Origin of the sequence: Streptomyces huasconensis, assembly GCF_021028635.1 — a bacterium.
GTDB classification, from domain to species: domain Bacteria; phylum Actinomycetota; class Actinomycetes; order Streptomycetales; family Streptomycetaceae; genus Streptomyces; species Streptomyces huasconensis.
Genome location: NZ_CP086119.1, coordinates 8173844 through 8192597 on the forward strand (window position 1 = coordinate 8173844; position 18754 = coordinate 8192597).

An 18754-nucleotide genomic window follows, 5' to 3' on the forward strand; every position below is an offset into this window, starting at 1 on the left:
GATTGCAAGTATGGGCGTTCGCCCATACCCTTTGGGCACTTGCCCATTCTAGGGCCGGGGCGCCCTTCCGCGCCCCGGCTGGAGGGAGTCACCCATGGGGCAGTTCGCCAACACCATGCAGGCCGAGGCGTGGAACGGGTACGAGGGCGCGCAGTGGGCCCGCAGCCAGAAGCGCTGGGACGCCGTCAACGACGGCTTCAACCAGCTCTTGCTGGACGCCGCGGCCATCTCCGGGACCGACACCGTGCTGGACGTCGGCTGCGGAGCCGGCCGCACCACCCGCCTTGCCGCCGGGCGCGCCGCGCGCGGCCGGGCACTCGGCCTGGACCTGTCGGCGCCGATGCTCGAAAGGGCCCGGGAGAGCGCCGTACGCGAAGGCGTCTCGAACGTGGCCTTCGTTCAGGGCGACGCGCAGGTTCACCCGCTGGACGCCGAGGCGTTCGATGCGGTCATCAGCCGGTACGGCATGACCTTCTTCGGCGACCCGGTCGCCGCGTTCGCCAACCTCCACCGGGCGCTGCGCCCCAGCGGCCGACTGGCCTTCATCTGCGCGGCCGAGGCCGAGGCCAACGAGTGGCTCACCGCGCTGGCCTCCCTCAAGGGCATCCTGCCACTCGGCGGCTTCGGGAAGCCCGGCGGCCCCGGCATGTTCTCCCTGACGGATCCCGGCCGCATCCGCGACCTGCTCGCCGCGAGCGGGTTCGACGGGGTGAACGTGCAGCGAGTCGAGGCGGCAGGGAAGTGGGGCGCCGACCCAGCGGACGCCGCGGCGTTCCTGCTGAACTCAGGCCCCGGGCGTCACCTCCTGGACCAGGTGACTCCGCCTGCGCAGGAGACGGTGCGCCAGCAGCTGACGGCCGCGCTGCAACGCCATGAGGCGGACGGCGGAGTGTGGCTGCGCAGCAGCTCCTGGCTGGTCACCGCCGAACGCGGCGGAGTGGCACGGAACTGAAATTCGCCGCCCTGGGCAATCGCGTCGGCCATGCAGGAGTGGGGGTGGTCGTTCCCAGGCGGCCATCGGCCGCTTTCGGCAACGGCACTGCCGCCACCGCGCGCCGCAGCCGGTCCACCTCCAATCGTCCGCGTTTGAGGCCCGCGTACAACGCTCCGTGCCCACGGCGGTGCTCGGCCGCAAGCGCCAGGCCGACCAGGGTCTTGACCGGTCCGTCCGCGCACAGCATCGCGTCGGTCAGTTCGAACAACGCGTCCGCCCGCGCGGTCAGGGATGCGTACAACTCCGCACGGAAGGCTGACAGCAACCCCAACGGCTCCCGCGTGACATCGTGATGCAGCAGACTCACGTCTACGGCCGATGGCTACGACTACGAGCGCGGCCGGGCGTTAATGACGGCTGAGGCGAACGCCGTGATCGCCGGTGTCCTGGACGCCGAACCCACGGCCGAGGTGTGGGTCGCCGACGCGCACGGCCCTTTCCGTAATCTGCTGCCCGAGGAACTCGACCGCCGGGCGGTCGCTGACCGGCGTCTCGTAGGCCGCGAAGGTCCACTTTGTCTCGCGGCCTTCGGCATGTACGGCTTTATGTAGCTGATTCTCCCCACGCGCTCCCCGGCGATGCGGTAACTCCCCAGATTCTCCCCAGAGAGGCCGGCGCGGCAGCGCTTCGGAAGCCTGCAAACGCTGTTGCGTCCAAGTGCTGTACGAGGGTCCCTTGCGAAACTCAGCGTAACCAGCTCGGCGGGCGTCCGCTATGGGGTTGGTGGTGAGGAGGCGGAAGGTCTGGAGAGACTTGTCCGCTGCTGCTGCGCCGGATCTGTGCGCTCGCTTGACCTGGGTCTGGGTGATGTCTCAGGGCGGGCCGGGTTCAGCAACTGCCGTTGTCCTTCAGCGCGTTCGAGCATCACGCCGCTGAAGGGCCCGAACGGCGACCGGCGCCAGTGGCCGAGCACGATGCGGGTCCCGGACGAGGTGCCCATGCCCGCGATCCAGCCCTTGAAGCGCAGCAGCGGGCGCCGTGCGACCCCGCTGGGCATGCGGCTCATCCGCTCGTCTCCGCTCGGAGTGCCGCCGGGCGGGAAGGGCCGAGCCGTACGTGCCTGACCCCTCGGGAGAAGTGGACCACGGGGCGGCCGAGAGGGGCGGGCAGGCCCGCCGCGGCCGTCAGCGTCTCGTCCAGCGCCTCGACGGCAGCGCCGGCCAGTGGCCACGGCTCGTGCTCGACGGGGGTCTCCCAGAGCATGCCCAGCCGGCGTGTGTACGCCTGCCAGCGCGCGGTCATCCATATGTCCCTCTCCGCCTGCCGGACCGGGTCACCGGGGCGGACGACCATGCGGTACGAAGCCCCGTCGGACCACCGCGAACCGGCGTACGAGACGGTGTCCCCGATCGCGGACACGCTGAGGGTGGCCGGATAGTACGGGGCGCCGAGCGCGCGGGCCGCCACCATCAGCGGGCAGGCGACGTCCAGGGACAGGAACCACAGCCCGTCCCGGCCGTTGCGGTGGCGGACGTAGGTCCGCAGGTTCGTCTCCGCGAACGCCGGGAGTCCGGGCAGCGCCGCGGGTGTGCCGGGAGGGCGGACATGCGCCATGACGAAGGGCGTGAGGCCCACCCAGGCGGCCCCCTCGTACTCGTCCAGGGCCAACTCCTCGGGCACCAGAGTCCGTATGTCCGACGGCCGGAAGGGCCAGTGGACGAATGTCTGCGTCAGCCAGGCGGCCCGCAGCGCGGGCAGGCGCACCCGGCGATCCGGGCTGTATCCCGCCATAGGGGGCCCATGCCCTGGGTGCGGTCGCCGGAAACACACAACGCAGAGGCCCGGGCCGAGCCTGTGCGCGCAGGCCAGGGCCCCGTCGGGGCGCCCGGCATCATGCCAGGTCCGAGCCCCGCAGCAGGAGCTGTGCCACCGCCATGCCGGCCACCGCGATCGCAGCCCGGAACGGCCACCGGCTCCGCGCCCCCGACGGCACGGTCGTGCCCGCGACAGCGACGATCACGGCGACCGCCGCCAGTACCCGATCCGCACTCCCCACCGTCCCGGGCGCCCCCGTGACGATCACGGTTAGGGCCGCCAGTATCACGAAGGGGGCCAGCCACCGGCAGGCCGGACGGCCCAGCCGCTGCGGCAGTCCGCGTACACCGGTCGCGAGGTCGTCCTCGATGTCCGGAAGGACGTTCACCAGGTGCGCCCCCACCCCCAGCAGCGCCCCCGCGGCCATCGCCCACCAGGCGGGCCAGGACGGTGTGGGCAGACCGAGGGTGACGAAGGCCGGCAGCGCGCCGAAGGCCGCGGCGTAGGGCAGCGGAGAGCAGACCGTGTGCTTCAACCGCAGGTTGTAGGCCCACCCCGCGGCGACCATGCACAGGTGCGCCGTTCCCGCGGCGGCGCCGCTGAGCAGCGACAGCGGCACGCACAGGGTCAGCGCCGCCCCGGCCGCGACCGCCACCGCCCAAGGCGGGAGTTCGCCGGTGGCCACCGGCTTGTCGCCGCGCCCGCACACCGTGTCGCGCCGCGCGTCGGCCGCGTCGTTGCACCAGCCCACGGAGAGCTGACCGGCCAGCACGGCCGCGGCCACCACCACCGCCCCCGCACTTCCCCGGCCCGCCGCCACGGCCAGGGCGGTCACGAGCACCGTCACGGCAAGCGCCGGCCCCAAGTGACAGGAGCGCAGCAACGCCGGGGCACGGCGTGTCGTACGCGAGAGAACCCCAGATGGGTGGAGAGACACGTGTGCAAGGTAATCAGTGCCCGCGGTGCGGAAGGCATTACCGGCATGCGTGTCCCCGCCATCGTCGACCCTGCCCCGTCCCCGCCCTCCTCCCCGTCACCGGCCCCGCCCACCGCGCTGGCGTACAGACGCGCGCCCGGCGCGGCGACCACGATTGCCGCCGTCCACACCGCGCTGCCCCCGCACCGTTACGCCCAGGACGACCTCACCGAGCCGATCGGCGACCTGTGCCTGCGCCCGGGGGCGAACCGGGCCGTACTGCGCCGCCTGCACGCGTCCGCCGGGGTACGCACGCGCCATCTCGCCCTGCCGATCGAGCGGCACGCCGGTCTCGGTGACTTCGGGCGGAGCAACGACGCGTGGCTGGCGGTGGCCCTGGAACTGGGCGAGGAGGCCCTGAGCGGCGCGTTGCGCAAGGCGGGGCTGGAGCCGGCCGACGTCGACCTGCTGGTGTGTGCCTCTATCACCGGCATCGCCGCCCCGTCGCTCGACGCCCGGCTGGCCGGGCGCATGGGGCTGCGGCCCGACGTCAAGCGGCTCCCCGTCTTCGGGCTGGGCTGCGTGGCGGGCGCCGCCGGAATCGCCCGGGTCCACGACTACCTGCGCGGGCACCCCGGCGACGCCGCCGTGCTGCTCACCGTCGAACTGTGTTCGCTGACCCTCCAGCAGCGCGACGACTCCCGGGCCAACCTCGTCGCGGGCGCCCTGTTCGGCGACGGCGCGGCGGCGCTCGTCGCCCGCGGCGGCGGCACAGCCGACGGCAGCACGCAACCGGCCGCGGCCGGGCCCTGCGTCGTCGCCACCCGCAGCCACCTGTACCCGGACACCGAACGGCTCCTGGGCTGGGACATCGGCGCCCGCGGATTCAGCGTCGTGATCGACGCCGCGGTTCCCGACGTCGTGCGGGACCACCTCGGCCGACAGCTGCGCGCCTTCCTGGCCGAACACGACCTGACCACCGAGGACATCGGGATCTGGGTGTGCCACCCGGGAGGCCCCAAGGTCCTCTCCGCGATGACCGACACCCTGGGCCTGCCCGACGACGCCCTGGACTCCGCGTGGCGCTCCCTGGCGACGGTCGGGAACATGTCCTCCGCCTCCGTGCTGCACATCCTGCAGAACGTGGGGGAGTCCCGGCGGCCCGGTCCCGGCACCTGGGGGCTGCTGCTGGCGATGGGCCCGGGTTTCTGCTCCGAATTCGTCCTGTTGCGCTGGTGAGTGATCCCATGACCTGGTACGCGCTTCTCGTACTCGCCGTCGCCGCCGAACGGGTCGCCGAACTGATCGTCGCCCGGCGCAATGCGGCGCGCGTCCTCAGCAGGGGCGGTGCGGAGCACGGCCAAGGCCATTACCCGGCCATGGTCGCCCTGCACCTGGGCCTGCTCGCGGCCTGCCTGCTCGAACCCGCCCTCGCCGACCGGCCGTTCCTTCCCGCCCTGGGGTGGCCCATGCTGGCGCTCGCCCTGCTGGCCCAGGCTCTGCGCTGGTGGTGCATCACCACACTCGGGCCGTACTGGAACACCCGGGTCATCGTCGTCCCCGGAGCACGCCTGGTCGCGGCCGGGCCCTACCGCTTCCTGCGCCACCCCAACTATGCCGCGGTCGCCGTGGAGATCACCGCCCTGCCCCTGGTGCACTCCGCGTGGCTGACCGCGGCGGTGTTCACCGCCGCCAACGCGGCACTGCTCACCGTACGCATCCGCTGCGAGAACGCCGCCCTCGCCCAAGCGGTCCCGGCGTGAGCGGCCACCACGACCTGATCATCGCCGGAGGCGGACCCGCCGGCCTCGCCACCGCCCTGCACGCCGCGCGCGCCGGCCTCGACACCGTCATCGCCGAGCCGCGCCCGACACCGGTCGACAAGGCGTGCGGCGAGGGCCTGATGCCCAGCGCCGTACGCGCCCTCACCGCACTCGGCCTGCAGATCCCCGGCCACCCCCTCACCGGCATCCGCTACCTCCAGGGCCCGCACCGCGTCCAGGCCGCGTTCCGGCACGGCCCCGGCCTCGGTGCGCGCCGCACCGGCCTGCACAGAGCCCTCCACCGGGCCGTCCTGGACGCGGGAGTGCCCGTACTGCCCCTGCGGGTGGAGGAAGTACGTCAGGACACCACAGGGGTGACCGTCCCCGGCACAGGACTGCACGCCCGGTTTCTGATCGCTGCGGACGGCCTGCACTCACCCGTACGCCGCTTCCTCGGCCTGGGCGTGCAGCCCCGGGGAACACCCCGGTACGGGCTGCGCCGGCACTACGCCGTGCCTCCCTGGTCGCCCTACATCGAGGTGTACTGGGGAGCGCAGGCCGAGGCGTACGTCACCCCGCTCGGGCCGGAACTCGTCGGCGTCGCCCTGCTGACGGCCCGGCGCGCCCCCTTCGCCGCTCAGCTGGCCGGCTTCCCCGAACTGGCGGCCCGCCTCGCCCCGGAAGCGGCCGTCACGGCGGTGCGCGGCGCGGGGCCGCTGCGCCAGGCGGCCCGTACCCGCGCTCACGGGCGGGTCCTGTTCGTCGGCGACGCCGCCGGATACATCGACGCGTTGACCGGCGAGGGCGTCTCTCTCGCCCTGGCCGGCGCCCAGACCCTGGTCGCCAACCTGCGCCGTGGCACACCGCACCGCTACGAGACCGACTGGAGCCGAGTAACCCGCCGCCACCGGCTCCTGACCGAGCTCCTGCTCAGGGCCCGGCAACAACCCGTACTCGCACAACGCATCACCCCTGCGGCCACACGCCTGCCGCGCCTGTTCGCCGCCACGGTGAACGCACTGGCCTGAGGTTTCACCTTCGCCCGCAGGCCGCGCCACCGCGCAGCTGCGCCCTGCCCCGCATGAAACGGTGCGCGGCGTGCAGGTGTGAGGCATGGAGTGTGTGATCTATCGAAGCGACGGCGGCGCCCCTCAGGCGCCGCAGACGGCTGACAGCGCCAAGAGCGCGTTGAAGCGGCTGCGGGACGCGCCGGAAGGCACCTTCGGGTGGATCCGGCTGGCCGATCCCTCCGCCCAAGAAGTGGAGGCGCTGGCCGGCGAGCTGGGTCTGCACCCCTTGGCGGTCGAGGACGCCGTCCAAGCGCACCAGCGGCCCAAGCGCGAGCGCTACGGTGAGGTGCTGTCCGTCGCACTGAAGACGCTGCGGTACGTGGAGGAGACCTCGCAAGTCGAATCCGGCGAGGTCATGATCTTCCTCGGCCCGAACTTCGTCCTCACCGTCTGCCACGGAAAGGCGGACCCCGCACCGGAGGCCGCCCGTCGCCTCGACCGCGACCCGGCCATGCTGGCGCTGGGCCCCGTGGCGGTGCTGCACGCCGTGCTGGACGTGACCGTGGACACCTATACCGCCATCGCCGCGGAGGTGCGCGACGACCTCACCGGCCTGGAGCGCCGGGTGTTCTCCCCGGAGCGCGAAGACGTGACCGAAGAGGTGTACTCCCTCAAGCGGGAGGTGCTGGAATTCCGCGATGCCGTGCAGCCTCTGGTGCCCGTGGTGCAGGACTTCACCGGTGCGCGCTCGGGCTGGCCCGAGGAGGCCCTGCCATACTTCCGGGACGTCGCCGACCACGTGCACCGCACCGACACCGAGGTCCGGTCCCTGGACGAGCTACTGAACTCCGTCCTGGATGCCCACCTGGCCCAGGTGGGCGCCCGGCAGAACGATGACATGCGCACCATCTCCGCCTGGGCCGCCATCTTCGCCCTGCCCACCCTCATCGCCGGCGTCTACGGCATGAACTTCGCCCACATGCCCGAACTGCAGTGGACCTACGGCTACCCGCTCGCCCTCACCGTGATGGTCGGCGCGTGCACAGCGCTCCACCGCGTATTCCGCCGCAACGGATGGCTATGACCCCGAGCCGGGGGACACGTGGGGGCAGTTTTCCCGGACCGGCGCCTTCGGGACGCGCATCCGCCGCAGCAGATCGCGCGTGAGGCGCCGGTCGAGCGTGGTGCGCCAGGTGACGCCGGGGTAGCGGGAGCGCAGATGCGACAGCGCCCTGGTGCCCAGGCCACTGTCGCGGAACGGCTCGTCGAGGACCACGTCGGTGATCACTCCCTCGGCGCACTGCCCGCAGGCCCGGTAGGTCACCCGTCCGACCACCTTGCGGATGTGCACCAGGAGCAGGCAGTCCGCACCTTCCCCCTCCGGCGAGGGGGAAGGCAGCAGTTCGACGGCGCGATAGGCCAGCAGCCGCCGGTGCCATTTGCCCAACCGCCGTCCGGAGCGCCGGTGGCGTCCCCCCGCCCGCTGTTGTGGGGCGCCGGTCCGCAACCCGGCCGGACGGCCGTGTGTGGTGGTCATGGCAAGCGTCTGGTTTCCCATACATCGACGCGTGCCCCGATACCGAGGACCGATGTATGCGCGGCGCTGCGAAGTCGCCCTGTCGCGGCGCCCGGGTCATCGGGCCTTCGCCGCGATGAGGTAGGCACGTGCCGCGGTGGGGTTCTTCGGGCACGTGCCGGTCGTGAGTGCTCCAGGCGGTTTCAGACGTGCTTGAAAGGCCCAGCATGGCCGGGAACGGCCCCGCGCGCGGGAGGTCGGCACGCGTCGCATGACCTGCTCCCGGGTGCTGGTACCGGGGGGTCGGGGGAGGGTGCCGAGGGCCGGAACGGAAGCTACAGCCATCTTCGCCGCGTATTGCGTTTGCCCGGCGTTGACCTGCGGTGCCCGTGCTCGGGCCGTGTCCCAGCCGCCTGTGGCGGGTGTGCCGGATACCGCCTTGGGCTCGGCTCCGTGGCGGGGCAAGACTTTGCAACCGTCCCCGCAAGGACCGCGAATCCCTCGGGAGCCCCGCTCGGCTCCCGAGGGTCCACATGAAGGAGACGACTGTGAAGCTCGCTCGTTTCGCCGCCGCCACCGGCCTGGCCGCCGCACTGATCGGCGCCGGTGTCGCGCCGGCCACGGCACAGCAGCACAGCGCCGGCAGTCCGCACAGCTACACCTGCTCCAACCAGGGCGGCGGCCCCGACCACACCGTCAACTGTTCCGGCCTGATCACCGTCAACAACGTCCTCAACGGCACCACCGTGAACGTCGGTGACATCAACGTCCTTTCGGGCAACCAGCTCGGCGACCTCGAAGTCGCCCTGACCGACGTCGCCGACACCAGCGTGAACCTCCCCGTCACCGTGCAGCTCGCGAACCTGGAGGTGGCCACCGTCGACACCTACCTGAGCAAGTTCGGCATCACCGTCCTGCCCGTCGACGTGAAGGTCTGCGTCGGCAGCGTCTGCGTCTGATCCGCTCGCGCGAACCCGACCCGACAGAGCGCAAGGACCGGCCTACCCCGAACCGAGGGGTGGGCCGGTCCCTTGTGCTGCTCGACCGCGTCGGGTCCGGGAGGGCGGGGCCGTCAACTGTCCGTCACATGTTCGGCTGCCCAGGGCGGCCGGGCTGCTCGCGTACCTCGTGGACGGTGTCCTGGCCCATTTCGCGCAGCCCCTGCGCCGTGTCCTGTCCGGCGCTCTGGGCGTGCTCCTTCGTGGTCTGGGCCGCGTCCTGGGCCGTGGACTTGACCGCTTCCACCGCTTCGGCGGCCGGCTGGCGCAGCTCTTCCTTGACGTCCTGTGCCGCCTGGACGGCTTGTTGCTTGACCGGTTCGAGCAGTTCATCGGAGTGCTCGCGCAGCTGCTGGCCCGCTCGCTCCTCCGCCTTGGTGGTCGGCAGCAGCGCGGCCGTGAGCATGCCGGCACCGAAGGCGATGAGCCCCGCCGCGAGCGGGCTGCCCTGCGTCTGTTGCTTCACCTGGGAGGGCGCCCGCTGGACGGCCTCACTGATCTGTCCGGTCGTGTCCTTGGCGGTGTCGGCGAGGCTGCCTGCCGCCTGGCCGGCCGAGTCCGCCAGCCCGTGCGCGGTGTCCGTGACGTTTCCTGCGGTGTTGCTGGCTGTGCCCATGACACGCTCCTTGATGCCGGTCAGCCGGCCCCGGGCCGCGCCGACCTTGCGCTGGGCGACCTTGCGGGGGGTCACCTTGTCCGCCAGGAGGTCGACGTTGCGGGCGAGATGAGCGCGCCGGTACTCCACGTCGGTCCTCAGCTCGTCGGGTGTCGTGCCCATTGGGCGTCCTCCTTCAGGGTTTCCACGGTCTGTTCGGGCTTGAGGTTCACGGTGCGCAGGCGCGTGCGGCCCGTCTTGTACAGCACCGCTGCGACCACCGCCCACACGGCGGTGACGATCAGGGCCGCCCAGGCGATGTCCATGACATGGGACAGGGCGAAGATCACGGTCAGGCTGCCCAGGAGCAGCGCGAGGTGGCCGGCGTAACCGGCTCCGCCGAGCATGCCGACGGCCTTGCCGGCTTTCGTCGACTCCTGCTTGATCTCCGCTTTGGCCAGTTCGATCTCGTCGCGGACCAGCTGCGACACATCGGTGCTGATCTCGCTGAGGAGATCGCCGATGGACGGATCGCCCGGCTTGGCGGACCGGGGGGCCGTTCGGTGCTCGGCGCCTGTGCCGACGGGGTCGGGAAACTGTGTGGCCACCGCTCAGCTCCCTTGGCTCGGCCCCTGCGAGCCCGAATAGGGCGGCGGGGCCGCCGGTGGCGGGGGTGGCGTCGTCGAGGCCGGCCGCGAGGGGGCGGCCGACCCGCCGTAGCCAGGAGCGACGGGCGGCGGCGGGAACGGGCCGGGGGACGTCTGAGGGCTCGGCGGCCCTGCCTGGGGAACGCCGATCCCGGGCGCCGGGGGCTGGGGGGAGCCGACCGGGCCGGCGGGAGACCGGGGCTGCCCGCTCTCCGCGGCCGGGCTCGACGCGTCGGAGCCGGCGGCGCTGATTCCCTTGCCGGCCCGCGCCACGGCGAAGCCGGCCAGCGCCGCTCCCGCCAGGAATACGCCCGGCCTGCGCCGCGCGAAGTCCTGCAGGTCACCGATGAGGCCGTCCGGGCCGCGCTCCTCCAGCCGGGAAGCCACCTGATGGCCGCCGTCGGCTATCTGGCGCACCACGCCCGACACGCTGGAATCCGGCTTGCCGTTCTCACTCATCTCCCGCAGCTCACCCGCGAGCCGGCGCACGTTCTCCGCGAGGCGCTGGGTCTGGGTCTGCGCCTGGCCCTGGAGCTGGTCGCGCAGCTCTCCCACCAGGTCACGCGCCTGTGCGGTGGCCTCCTGGGCCACTCCTGCCGCTTGTTCCTTCGCGGTTCCGGCCACCTCGGTGGCCTTGTCGCCCACCAGGTCGGCGCCCTCGCCGGCCTTCTCCTGGGCTGTCTGCGCTACCGCTGCGGACTTGCTCTGGTCCGGGCGGCCCGCGCCCTGGAAGTCGCTCAAAGCTCCTCCTGGTCGATCGAAGCGTTCAGGTTCGGCTGTCTGGTATCCGCCGCGTACCCCTATCCCGGGGTGCTACCGCTCTTTCATTGCGGGAGAACACTGGTGCGATGGCCGGACGCATTACAGCTCCCACGCTGCCGCAAGCAAGCCTTGGCCGCATGTCGGACTCGTGTCAGCACTCCTGCTGCGGGTAGCCGGGCACACATGTTCAAACATCGACGGGTACGGGTCGCCTGCGTAGCGCTGGTCAGCTGGGTGGTACTTGCTGCCGTGGAACGGTGGGCGGAGTACGCCACCACCTGGCCGGGCGCGTTGGCGCACGGTGCGCTGTGGTCGTGCGTGGTGGCGGGCACCTGGTGGTTCGTGGAGATGACGCAGGGCCACTCGCCACGTGCAGACACCGCACGGGAACCGGGGGAGCCGGGCCACCACGGGTGAGACTCGTCAAGACGCCGTTAGCGGTTGGGTTCAGGCGACGTATTCCAGCCATGTCATATGCCCCGGAACCGGCATCTCGGCTCGCCCGCCCAGGGGGAACACCCTCCAGGCCGGTTGCCGCAGTCGTGGGCGCCACATGAGGAGACTGCCGCCGACCGCTGCGCTCGACGTGACACGACGCGATTGATGTCGCGTTCTTAACACTGGAGCCGGTGCGGCTCGGCTCTTCCTGCCAGGACTAGCGCAGGCCCGACATGTTGAAGACGGAACGGGCGGTCTCCGCATCGATGCGCAGGGACACCCGGTCGAGACTCGCTGCTCCGCGGCCGAGGGTGCCGCGCTTCTCGGCAGCTCGCGCGTCGGTTTCGAGCCGCAGCCACAGGGCCGGGTTGGCGATGAGCACACGCAGATCGACCTCTGTCCGTACGCCGTCTCTGTCCGTCAGAACCAGTTGCTGTCCGATGTCGGCAGGCCAGTCGACCGCCGTGAGCCGGTCGGTTCGGACCGTCTTTGTGGCCCACAGTCCTTGGACCGTCAGTCGGCCTGGTCCGGCGCTGACACGCACGGGCAGCAGTATCACCAGCAGGGCTGCTGCCAGGGTGCTCCAGGCTGTCGTCCGGAGCAGGGTCAGACCGTGTGCGGCTGCATCGACGAGCAGCGACGTTCCGAGCAGGAGGGTTGTACACCCGATCGCATACCGTGCCTCGCCAAGCCATCCGGCGTCGTACACAGTGTCCGGGGGAGCGTCCGCCGGGGGACACGGAGATGGCGATGGCTGCATGGAGCCGACGCTAGGCTCTCCGCCCGCCGTGCTCTGGGACAGCTACGCGGTGTTTAGGCCGCCGCCCGCAGAATTGACACGCTGCTGACGGGGACAGGTTCCGTTGTGTGATGGACGTACTCGTCGGCGAGGCGGAAGCCGGCCGTCCAGGCGAGGAGGCGGCTGGCGCGGTGGTCGCCGGCACAGCTCCAGGTGGCGGTCCGGCCGCGAGCGGTGACGTCGGCGATCAGGCCCTGGACGCAGGCGAGGGAGAGGTGTTGCCGTCGTCCGTCAGGGTTGGAGGGGCAGGCCACGTCCTCGTACCGGGTTCCGGTGAAGTGTGTGCAGGCCATGGCGAGCACGCGGTCCCTGTGGAAGGCGGCCCAGCCGTATCCGGATGCCGCGAGCGCAGCAGGGCCACCCCAGCTCGCGTGGATCCATGCTGTCGCCGGGGCGGCCGCGGCGAGCGCCGGTCCGTCCTCGGGGCGGATGCGGCGCACCGTCACTCTGCGGGCCAGGCGCGGTGGTACTCCGGCCGCACGGTGGATGTAGAGCATGCGGGCCTGGGAGTGCAGGCGGCCGAGGGCGGCAGCGAGGGCCGGCAGGAACCGTTCGGGGGCCTCGACGCGGTGACCGGCCAGTGGTGCGAGGTCAGCCGAGGTGAGGGCGGTCGGGTCGCCTGCCAGAAGGGCGTGGTCACCGCAGGTGACGGCGATGACGCGGGGGTCTTCGGCGCGGTCGGTCCACCAGGCGCCGTGGCCGGTGGCGAGGACGTGCTCGGCGAGAGCGGAGGTGCCCGGCCCGCCGATGCGCAAGAGGCGGGCCAGGGCCGGTGGCCGGTGGGCGGGGTGAGGGATCACGGAAGAACCTCCGGGGACGGGACGGGGGGGGGCGGCCCGCACCATGGGGTGGGCCGCCGCGGCCGGGTCAGCTCTGGCCGGCCTTGCTGCCGTGGTTCGCCTTCTTCTTGCAGCGAAACTTCTTCTTGCGGGCGCGCTTGGACATGTGACGGATGCCTTTCAAGCGGTGTGGCCGACGAGCAGGTCGGCGAGTTTGTTGAGGCGCTTGATCGTGCGTTCTTCGGTCGCGGCGGGCGCCGGTGCGACGCGCTGGTCGCGGTCGTAGTAGGCGCCGTTGACGATCTCGACGGCCGGGTCGCAGAGCCGTACGACATGGGCGGCGCCATCGGCCGGGGCGGTGCCTTCGTGGGCGTACAGCGGCAGGAGGTTCGTGTCACAAATGCCGGGGTGGACGGAGACCGCTGTGACGCGAGGGTCGGCGGCGAAGACGGTGAGGGCGAGTTGTGACTGGGCGTAGGCGGCGAGGCGGGAGTAGCGGCGGGTGCGGTTGGGATCGTTCCACTGGATGGAGCCGGTGCGGTGGAGCGTGGAGGAGACGTTGACGACCCGGCCGCCGGGGTCGCTGGTGAGCGCCGGTTCGAGGAGGTGGGTGAGGAGGTAGTGGGCGAGGAAGTTGACCTGGAAGGCGATCTCGTTGCCGTCGGCGGTGACGGTGTGCCGCTCCGGGGCCGCCATGCCGGCGTTGTTGACCAGGACGTCCAGGTGCGGGTGGGATGCCGTGACCCGTGCGGCCAGTCGCTCGACCTCCTCCAGACGGGCGAAGTCCGCCCCGTACGCGCACAGTTGCTCGGCCGGCATCCCGGACTGCGTGGCGAGACGGTCGACGGCGGTGTGCGCCTCCCCGGTGGTGCGGCCGTGCATGAGGACGGTGGCGCCGTGTTCGGCGAGGAGCCGGGCGGTCTGGTAGCCGATGCCGGAGGTGGCACCGGTGACGAGAACGGTGCGTCCGGACAGGGAAGAAGACATGGTTCGTCCAGGGATAGGTGGGGTGGTACGTCAAAAGGGGCGCCGGACCGGTACGGTCACGGCGCCCCTGGAGCAGCGGTGCGGCGGGCGGCGTCAGCGCGGAACGGCGGACGTGCCCGGACAGCGGGGCGTGCGACACGGCCACGCCTGATGAGGCGGTCGGTCGAGCAGGAGCCACGCGCTGTTCATGCCCCCCATCGAACCTTGTGCCCCGTCCCCGGACAAGACCGGCGGGCTTTCTCTGACGCCGCCCTGACGGTGCCTCACCCCAAGCCTGGCACCGAGGAAATGAGAAGATCGATCGACTTGATGCCGACGAACGGCAGGACGAGACCGCCAAGCCCGTACACGGTCAGGTTGCGCCGCAGCAGGTCATGCGCGGAAGCGGGGGTGTGGCGGACGTCGCGCAGGCCACCGCTTCACCCACCGCGCCGTCCCCGGCGACGGCCCGGCCGCCTACGTCGCCGACAAGATCGCCACCGCCCCGACCCGCTACTGTGCTATCGCGACCGTGCACGCTCCCGCCGACACCGTCCGCCGCCGCACCTGGGCTCTGGCCACCCGCATCCGCCCCCTCGACGAAGCCACCTGCACCGTCGACTGCTCCAGCAACTACCTCCCCGGCATCGCCCAGACCCTCGCCGCCCTCGACGCCGACTACACCCTCGATGCCGACCCCGAGGTGACCGCCTACCTCCACCAGACCGCCGCACGCATGCAACGCGCCACCAACCCATGATCGCCTGACCGGCACCCGCGGCTTCCGAGCAGCAAACGCGTTCACCAGGTCGCTCTGGTGGGTCGGTTGCGCCCGGACCGACTAAGGAAGTGAAGGCGGCAACACCTGCCCGGTGCCGCCATGCTCACCGGCCGACGAGCCGGTGCACGAAGCCGTCACGCGGAGAGACTGGCTTGCTGCTCGATGGACGGAATGTGCAAGGTCAAATGGGACAGAGCCCGCTGACCGTAGCCGTGGCGTCCCTTCACCAACCAGCTAGTCCTGCCGCACTCATGCATTGACGGGGAAGAAGGGACAATTCGCTACGCGATAGTCAGGGATCTCTGAGGGGTGCGATGGCCATCCTGCGAGAGCGCCGACATGACTGGCATGATCGTGGTCAGTGACTACGACCTCCGATGGCCCGAGCGGTTCGAGGAGCTGCGGCAGCGACTGGCGCCTCACGTCGCGGATCTGGCTGTGTCCATCGAGCATGTCGGCAGCACGGCCGTGCCCGAGTGTGCCGCCAAGCCGATCATCGACCTTGACGTCGTGGCGATCGAGGAGACCGTCATGCCTGAGTTGATCTCGCGGCTCGCGGGCAGGACTACCGATATGAAGGCGATCTTGGGGTTCGGGGGCGGGAGGCATTCCAGGTCCCTGCTGTGGCGGCTCGGGTGAAGGTGAGCAGGTGGGGGAATCCGAGCTGGGCATTGCTCAACGTCTGTGAGCGCACCCCCTAGGTAGGAGTTCTTGGCGGTGGCCTCGACTGGCCTTCGATGGAGTTACACGTGGTGCCGTTGGCCTGCGTTCTGTGACCTGTGAGCTGGTACAGCCTGTGTTGCTCACAGAGAGCGGACGCTGCGCAGCTTTACCGAGCCGTCGGTGTAGTGGTCGAAACCGCATCGCAGCCGGCTGGCACGTTGTGGGGGGCCAGGGAGGCACGGTGTACGGGACGCAGTTTCTTCGTCCGGCGGGGCGGTGGTGCCGGCAGAAGCCACTGGATGAGTACCGCGGCGCCGTAGGGCAGTCCTTGCGGGCGCGGAGCGTGCGAGAAGTAGTTTTGAGTAAGGGGTCTCGGTGGTCGGAGGGTGCCCCAGCTGGCCTGCATCGGCACGTCACTGCCGGAGGAGGAGCCCTAACCTCGACAACATCGATGGCCACACCTGGCCGACGGCCTGCGTTGTGAGAGACACCCCCACCTGGCTGGAGTACTTCATCACTCCGCCCGTGCACTGGGGCGAACTCCTCACCAGCCACCACTCATGCTCGCGAGAAACCAGGTGTACGCCGGCATGGACTGCTGACACGATGCCTCGGAACGACTGCTTGGCTCTCGACTGCGTGGGTTCTGGCATGCCGTAGAAGGCGACCCCCGACACGCAATGGGAGTACAGCGCACTCATGACCACGCGCCCGTCCGGCAACGACATCGCCCTGCAGCTGATCGCGCAGGACCTCATGTTCCTGCGACGATTCTTCCAAGCGGTCGCCACCTCACAAGACCGGGCCGTCGTCCCGATCTTCTGCCTGTACAACTACATGTGCCTGATCATCCACGAGTCCCACAAGGCTCTCCGCCGTATCGATCCCGACCTCGCGGCCGCACTCGCCTACAACCACGCCCCGGCGATCGAGCGCGCACGGAACTCGGTCAAGCTCTACGACGACAAGGCCAAGACGCCAGTGGCGGTGAGCGCTGAGTTCCGGCGCATCATCGAGCAGCACCGGCATGAGCATCTCAACAACACGTGGCTGCCGCTGGCGCGACCACTGGAGACAGACCTCGCCCTCTGGCGCTTCCGCGGCAAGCTCATCTCCACCTCCCACACAGTCAGCTTCTTCCTCGCCCTTCCCCCCCGGTCCCTCAAACCCGAAGTACTGGGCCCGGTGCTATACGACATCGCAGTGGAACAGAGCCGCTACGTGAGTACCATGGCCGACGGATTCCCTTGGCAAGGCCCTTCCTTCCTCGACACGGTGGCCGAGCCGGACCTGACAGCGAACAATGTCCGGGCGAAGAAGCACTACCGGGGAGGCTTCGCCCCCTCTCTGCCTGAGGAGGTCAAGGCCTCCCTGACCGCCATGACCTGCGCGCTGAACACCCTTGATATCCTCCTGGCCGAGGAGCCCGAGCAGTCTTCAGCGGTCAGCTTGTGGAAACTGCGCTACATCACGCTCCACCATGTGCTCTCCAGTCTCAGCAAGCTCAATGAGCAGTACGGAGCCAGCCTTCGATTGCCCGACCGCTCTGTGCTGAATGAGATCCTCGACGCCCCCATGACGGGTCTGATCCTGAAAGCCCACGGCGGCTTCAGGAACACCCTGGTCCACTACGTGCCGCTACGGAACGTGCACGAGCAACTGTCGCTCCACCAACCGCTCTACGGGCTGCTGGACGCATACTTCTCCGAGGCGGACGCCCGCCTTCTGCACGAAGGTCTCGCGAGCCACACTGGCCGCGTCGCCGGAATTCTGGATGCCTGGTCCGGATCGCACATCTCCTCGACAGTGTGAGACATGCCCCGGCCCGGCAGTTGTACGGCCCGCCGCGCTCCCGGCAGCCCCGACCGAGGCACCGCGACTCTCCCTTGCGAGGGTCCTGGCGTGTTGCGGCCGCTGCGCCATGCTGGCAGCACCTGCTGACCTCCTCGGCGTGCGAGGCTTTCGCCGAAACTCTGGACCGGCACATCCGAGACCGCGCGAACACCGCCGGCCACCGTCACGGTGCTCGGCGCCACCACGCTCAGCCGCCGCCCGAACCGGACCGCCGGAGCCTCGAACGCCTCCTGCCAGCGACCAGCCGTGGCACGGCCAGCCGCAGCCGCACGGTACGCGCGGGCCGCGTCCTCCTCAGCCCGCCGCCGGGTCTGGATCTCGGCCAGGACCGCCCGCCACCGTATCCGTACGACATGCGCCTGCCCATTCGCTCAGCCCCCTGCTGCTGCAACGGCAAACCAACCCCCAAGGACACGTGCCGACCGTCCACCACGTCACAACGTGAGTCCCGCCCTGGGCGCGCGAGATCAGCACCAGACAACGCTGCGCGCCCATCGACCCGGCAGGGGAAGCCGGGGTGGCATACTGGCTTTGCGCTTGTGGGCGCATGCCACCCCGTAGGGCCACCGCCTTGGGTGAACCCGGCCGCCGCCAGGACCACAGTGATGTACTCCGGCTCGGATCTGACCTTTCACGTCCACGGCCTGCTGGGTACGGAGTGCGGTGGGGTGTATCCGATGGTGCGGGCCTTGATGGGATCGTGATGTCCGGTCGTATTCACCGCACGCGCCTGGCCCGGGCCTTCGCCTCTGCCCAGCCCATGGCCTATCAGAAGGCTCTGAGTCATGTGATCGCTTGCAGCGAGGCGGGACTTCTCCCGACCCGGCTCGACGATGCCGGCATGCAGCTGGCCTTGGTCGTCCTGCGGCAGAACCTTGGCGACCTGGTGCCGAAGCGGACCCCTTCCGGAGCCGAGCCGGCCGCCGTCGCAACGGAGACAGCCGAACCCGTGCCGGTCAAACGGCCTGCTCTGTCGAAGGACCCGCGGTGTGTTGCTCTGGCCGTAGCGTTGACGCCGGTGCTTCAGGCCAGCTGCCCCGAAGGGGCCGGCGGCTACGGCGGGACTCTGGAGGCCCGTCTTCACCCTGCGGACGCCCAGGCGCTGGGAGGTATGGAACTGATCCGTGCCGCGATGCGGCGTGCGGCACGCCAACTCGGATGGCGGGTCCGCACCGTAGGCTACGCCCGGGAGCGGCTCGTTCTGGTGATCCAGGACGTGCGCGACGTGCCCGCGGAGTTCACGGACGCCCTGGAGGTGGACTCCATGTCGGCATCTGTGGAGATGCATCAGCGCATGGCCGCGGTTGGGGGCGAGGCGGCGTTGAGCGCGCTGGGACCGGGCTCCGTTCAGCGGCAGACAGAGGCATTCCTGCAGGCGGCTCGGGACGCGGTCAAGGCGGATCCGGAAGCATGGCGATAGACGAGGACGAGTTCTCGACGACAGGCACCGTGCGCCGGTGTGCGTGAGCGCATGAGACTTCCGACCGTGCCCGGATTCTGACGGAGGCGCGTAGCCGC

21 protein-coding genes and 2 pseudogenes are annotated in these 18754 nt (G+C 70.6%); 12 read left to right on the forward strand and 11 right to left on the reverse strand.

The window, feature by feature from the left end:
- The first annotated feature begins 94 nt into the window (after positions 1 to 94).
- The gene (locus J2N69_RS36085; protein ID WP_230904499.1) at positions 95 to 952 is read left to right on the forward strand and encodes a class I SAM-dependent methyltransferase; all 858 of its coding nucleotides are present in this window, start codon (positions 95 to 97) and stop codon (positions 950 to 952) included.
- Here the strand turns inward: J2N69_RS36085 and J2N69_RS36090 are convergent.
- Positions 918 to 1301, reverse strand: a complete 384-nt coding sequence (locus J2N69_RS36090; protein ID WP_408056865.1) for a transposase — start codon at positions 1299 to 1301, stop codon at positions 918 to 920. The two genes, J2N69_RS36085 and J2N69_RS36090, sit on opposite strands and share 35 nt — an antisense overlap.
- Positions 1302 to 1311: 10 nt before the next feature.
- Between J2N69_RS36090 and J2N69_RS36095 the strand changes: the two are divergent.
- Positions 1312 to 1509, forward strand: a pseudogene (locus J2N69_RS36095) (M55 family metallopeptidase); the annotation flags it as partial.
- A 302-nt stretch (positions 1510 to 1811) separates the two neighbouring features.
- Here the strand turns inward: J2N69_RS36095 and J2N69_RS36100 are convergent.
- From J2N69_RS36100 to J2N69_RS36110, 3 genes and pseudogenes are all read right to left on the reverse strand, one after another.
- Positions 1812 to 2000: pseudogene (locus J2N69_RS36100) on the reverse strand (hypothetical protein); the annotation flags it as partial.
- Positions 1997 to 2725, reverse strand: a complete 729-nt coding sequence (locus tag J2N69_RS36105) for a YqjF family protein (protein ID WP_230904500.1) — start codon at positions 2723 to 2725, stop codon at positions 1997 to 1999. The pseudogene J2N69_RS36100 and the gene J2N69_RS36105, both read right to left, overlap by 4 nt.
- 100 nt (positions 2726 to 2825) lie before the next feature.
- Entirely contained in the window at positions 2826 to 3686 is an 861-nt protein-coding gene (locus J2N69_RS36110) for a UbiA family prenyltransferase (protein WP_230904501.1), read from the reverse strand.
- A gap of 45 nt (positions 3687 to 3731) precedes the next feature.
- Between J2N69_RS36110 and J2N69_RS36115 the strand changes: the two genes are divergently transcribed.
- The 4 genes from J2N69_RS36115 to J2N69_RS36130 all read left to right on the forward strand — a co-directional run bounded on the left by J2N69_RS36115 (position 3732) and on the right by J2N69_RS36130 (position 7522).
- Positions 3732 to 4904, forward strand: coding sequence for a type III polyketide synthase (locus J2N69_RS36115; RefSeq protein WP_230904502.1), 1173 nt, complete (start codon positions 3732 to 3734; stop codon positions 4902 to 4904).
- 8 nt (positions 4905 to 4912) lie between these two features.
- On the forward strand, positions 4913 to 5428 hold the full coding sequence (locus J2N69_RS36120) for an isoprenylcysteine carboxyl methyltransferase family protein (protein WP_230905020.1): 516 nt from the start codon (positions 4913 to 4915) through the stop codon (positions 5426 to 5428).
- Positions 5425 to 6456 carry an NAD(P)/FAD-dependent oxidoreductase gene (locus tag J2N69_RS36125; RefSeq protein ID WP_230904503.1) on the forward strand — a complete coding sequence of 344 codons (1032 nt, stop codon included), beginning with the start codon at positions 5425 to 5427 and terminating at the stop codon, positions 6454 to 6456. The genes J2N69_RS36120 and J2N69_RS36125 overlap by 4 nt, the downstream gene beginning before the upstream one ends.
- A gap of 85 nt (positions 6457 to 6541) precedes the next feature.
- Positions 6542 to 7522 (forward strand): magnesium and cobalt transport protein CorA, encoded by a 981-nt coding sequence (locus J2N69_RS36130; protein ID WP_230904504.1) that lies wholly within the window; start codon positions 6542 to 6544, stop codon positions 7520 to 7522.
- Here J2N69_RS36130 and J2N69_RS36135 read toward each other — a convergent pair.
- On the reverse strand, positions 7517 to 7975 hold the full coding sequence (locus J2N69_RS36135) for a hypothetical protein (protein WP_230904505.1): 459 nt from the start codon (positions 7973 to 7975) through the stop codon (positions 7517 to 7519). The two genes, J2N69_RS36130 and J2N69_RS36135, sit on opposite strands and share 6 nt — an antisense overlap.
- Before the next feature lie 527 nt (positions 7976 to 8502).
- On the opposite strand from J2N69_RS36135, the gene J2N69_RS36140 reads away from it, so the two are divergent.
- Positions 8503 to 8913: a preprotein translocase subunit TatB gene (locus J2N69_RS36140; RefSeq protein WP_230904506.1), complete on the forward strand. Its 411-nt coding sequence runs from the start codon at positions 8503 to 8505 to the stop codon at positions 8911 to 8913.
- 124 nt (positions 8914 to 9037) lie between these two features.
- On the opposite strand, the gene J2N69_RS36145 is transcribed toward J2N69_RS36140, so the two are convergent.
- Genes J2N69_RS36145 through J2N69_RS36155 form a run of 3 tightly spaced genes read right to left on the reverse strand, consistent with a single transcriptional unit; the run spans position 9038 to position 10935 of the window.
- On the reverse strand, positions 9038 to 9730 hold the full coding sequence (locus tag J2N69_RS36145; protein WP_230904507.1) for a DUF3618 domain-containing protein: 693 nt from the start codon (positions 9728 to 9730) through the stop codon (positions 9038 to 9040).
- Positions 9706 to 10155 carry a phage holin family protein gene (locus J2N69_RS36150; RefSeq protein WP_230904508.1) on the reverse strand — a complete coding sequence of 150 codons (450 nt, stop codon included), beginning with the start codon at positions 10153 to 10155 and terminating at the stop codon, positions 9706 to 9708. Before J2N69_RS36150 ends, J2N69_RS36145 begins: the two co-directional genes overlap by 25 nt.
- A 3-nt stretch (positions 10156 to 10158) precedes the next feature.
- Entirely contained in the window at positions 10159 to 10935 is a 777-nt protein-coding gene (locus J2N69_RS36155) for a hypothetical protein (protein WP_230904509.1), read from the reverse strand.
- A gap of 204 nt (positions 10936 to 11139) precedes the next feature.
- Between J2N69_RS36155 and J2N69_RS36160 the strand changes: the two genes are divergently transcribed.
- Positions 11140 to 11373, forward strand: a complete 234-nt coding sequence (locus J2N69_RS36160; RefSeq protein WP_230904510.1) for a hypothetical protein — start codon at positions 11140 to 11142, stop codon at positions 11371 to 11373.
- Between the two features lie 238 nt (positions 11374 to 11611).
- On the opposite strand, the gene J2N69_RS36165 is transcribed toward J2N69_RS36160, so the two are convergent.
- From J2N69_RS36165 to J2N69_RS36175, 3 genes are all read right to left on the reverse strand, one after another.
- Positions 11612 to 12103: a hypothetical protein gene (locus tag J2N69_RS36165; RefSeq protein ID WP_230904511.1), complete on the reverse strand. Its 492-nt coding sequence runs from the start codon at positions 12101 to 12103 to the stop codon at positions 11612 to 11614.
- 104 nt (positions 12104 to 12207) lie between these two features.
- Entirely contained in the window at positions 12208 to 12993 is a 786-nt protein-coding gene (locus tag J2N69_RS36170; protein WP_230904512.1) for a GNAT family N-acetyltransferase, read from the reverse strand.
- Positions 12994 to 13152: 159 nt separating this feature from the next.
- Positions 13153 to 13959, reverse strand: coding sequence for an SDR family NAD(P)-dependent oxidoreductase (locus tag J2N69_RS36175; protein WP_230904513.1), 807 nt, complete (start codon positions 13957 to 13959; stop codon positions 13153 to 13155).
- Positions 13960 to 14470: 511 nt separating this feature from the next.
- Between J2N69_RS36175 and J2N69_RS36180 the strand changes: the two genes are divergently transcribed.
- From J2N69_RS36180 to J2N69_RS36195, 4 genes are all read left to right on the forward strand, one after another.
- Complete coding sequence (locus tag J2N69_RS36180; protein ID WP_230904514.1) at positions 14471 to 14698, forward strand: hypothetical protein; 228 nt, start codon at positions 14471 to 14473, stop codon at positions 14696 to 14698.
- A gap of 360 nt (positions 14699 to 15058) precedes the next feature.
- On the forward strand, positions 15059 to 15358 hold the full coding sequence (locus J2N69_RS36185; protein WP_230904515.1) for a GrpB family protein: 300 nt from the start codon (positions 15059 to 15061) through the stop codon (positions 15356 to 15358).
- 723 nt (positions 15359 to 16081) lie between these two features.
- Positions 16082 to 17194 (forward strand): hypothetical protein, encoded by a 1113-nt coding sequence (locus tag J2N69_RS36190; protein ID WP_230898837.1) that lies wholly within the window; start codon positions 16082 to 16084, stop codon positions 17192 to 17194.
- Between the two features lie 745 nt (positions 17195 to 17939).
- Positions 17940 to 18656 carry a hypothetical protein gene (locus tag J2N69_RS36195; protein WP_230898836.1) on the forward strand — a complete coding sequence of 239 codons (717 nt, stop codon included), beginning with the start codon at positions 17940 to 17942 and terminating at the stop codon, positions 18654 to 18656.
- Positions 18657 to 18754: the final 98 nt, after the last annotated feature.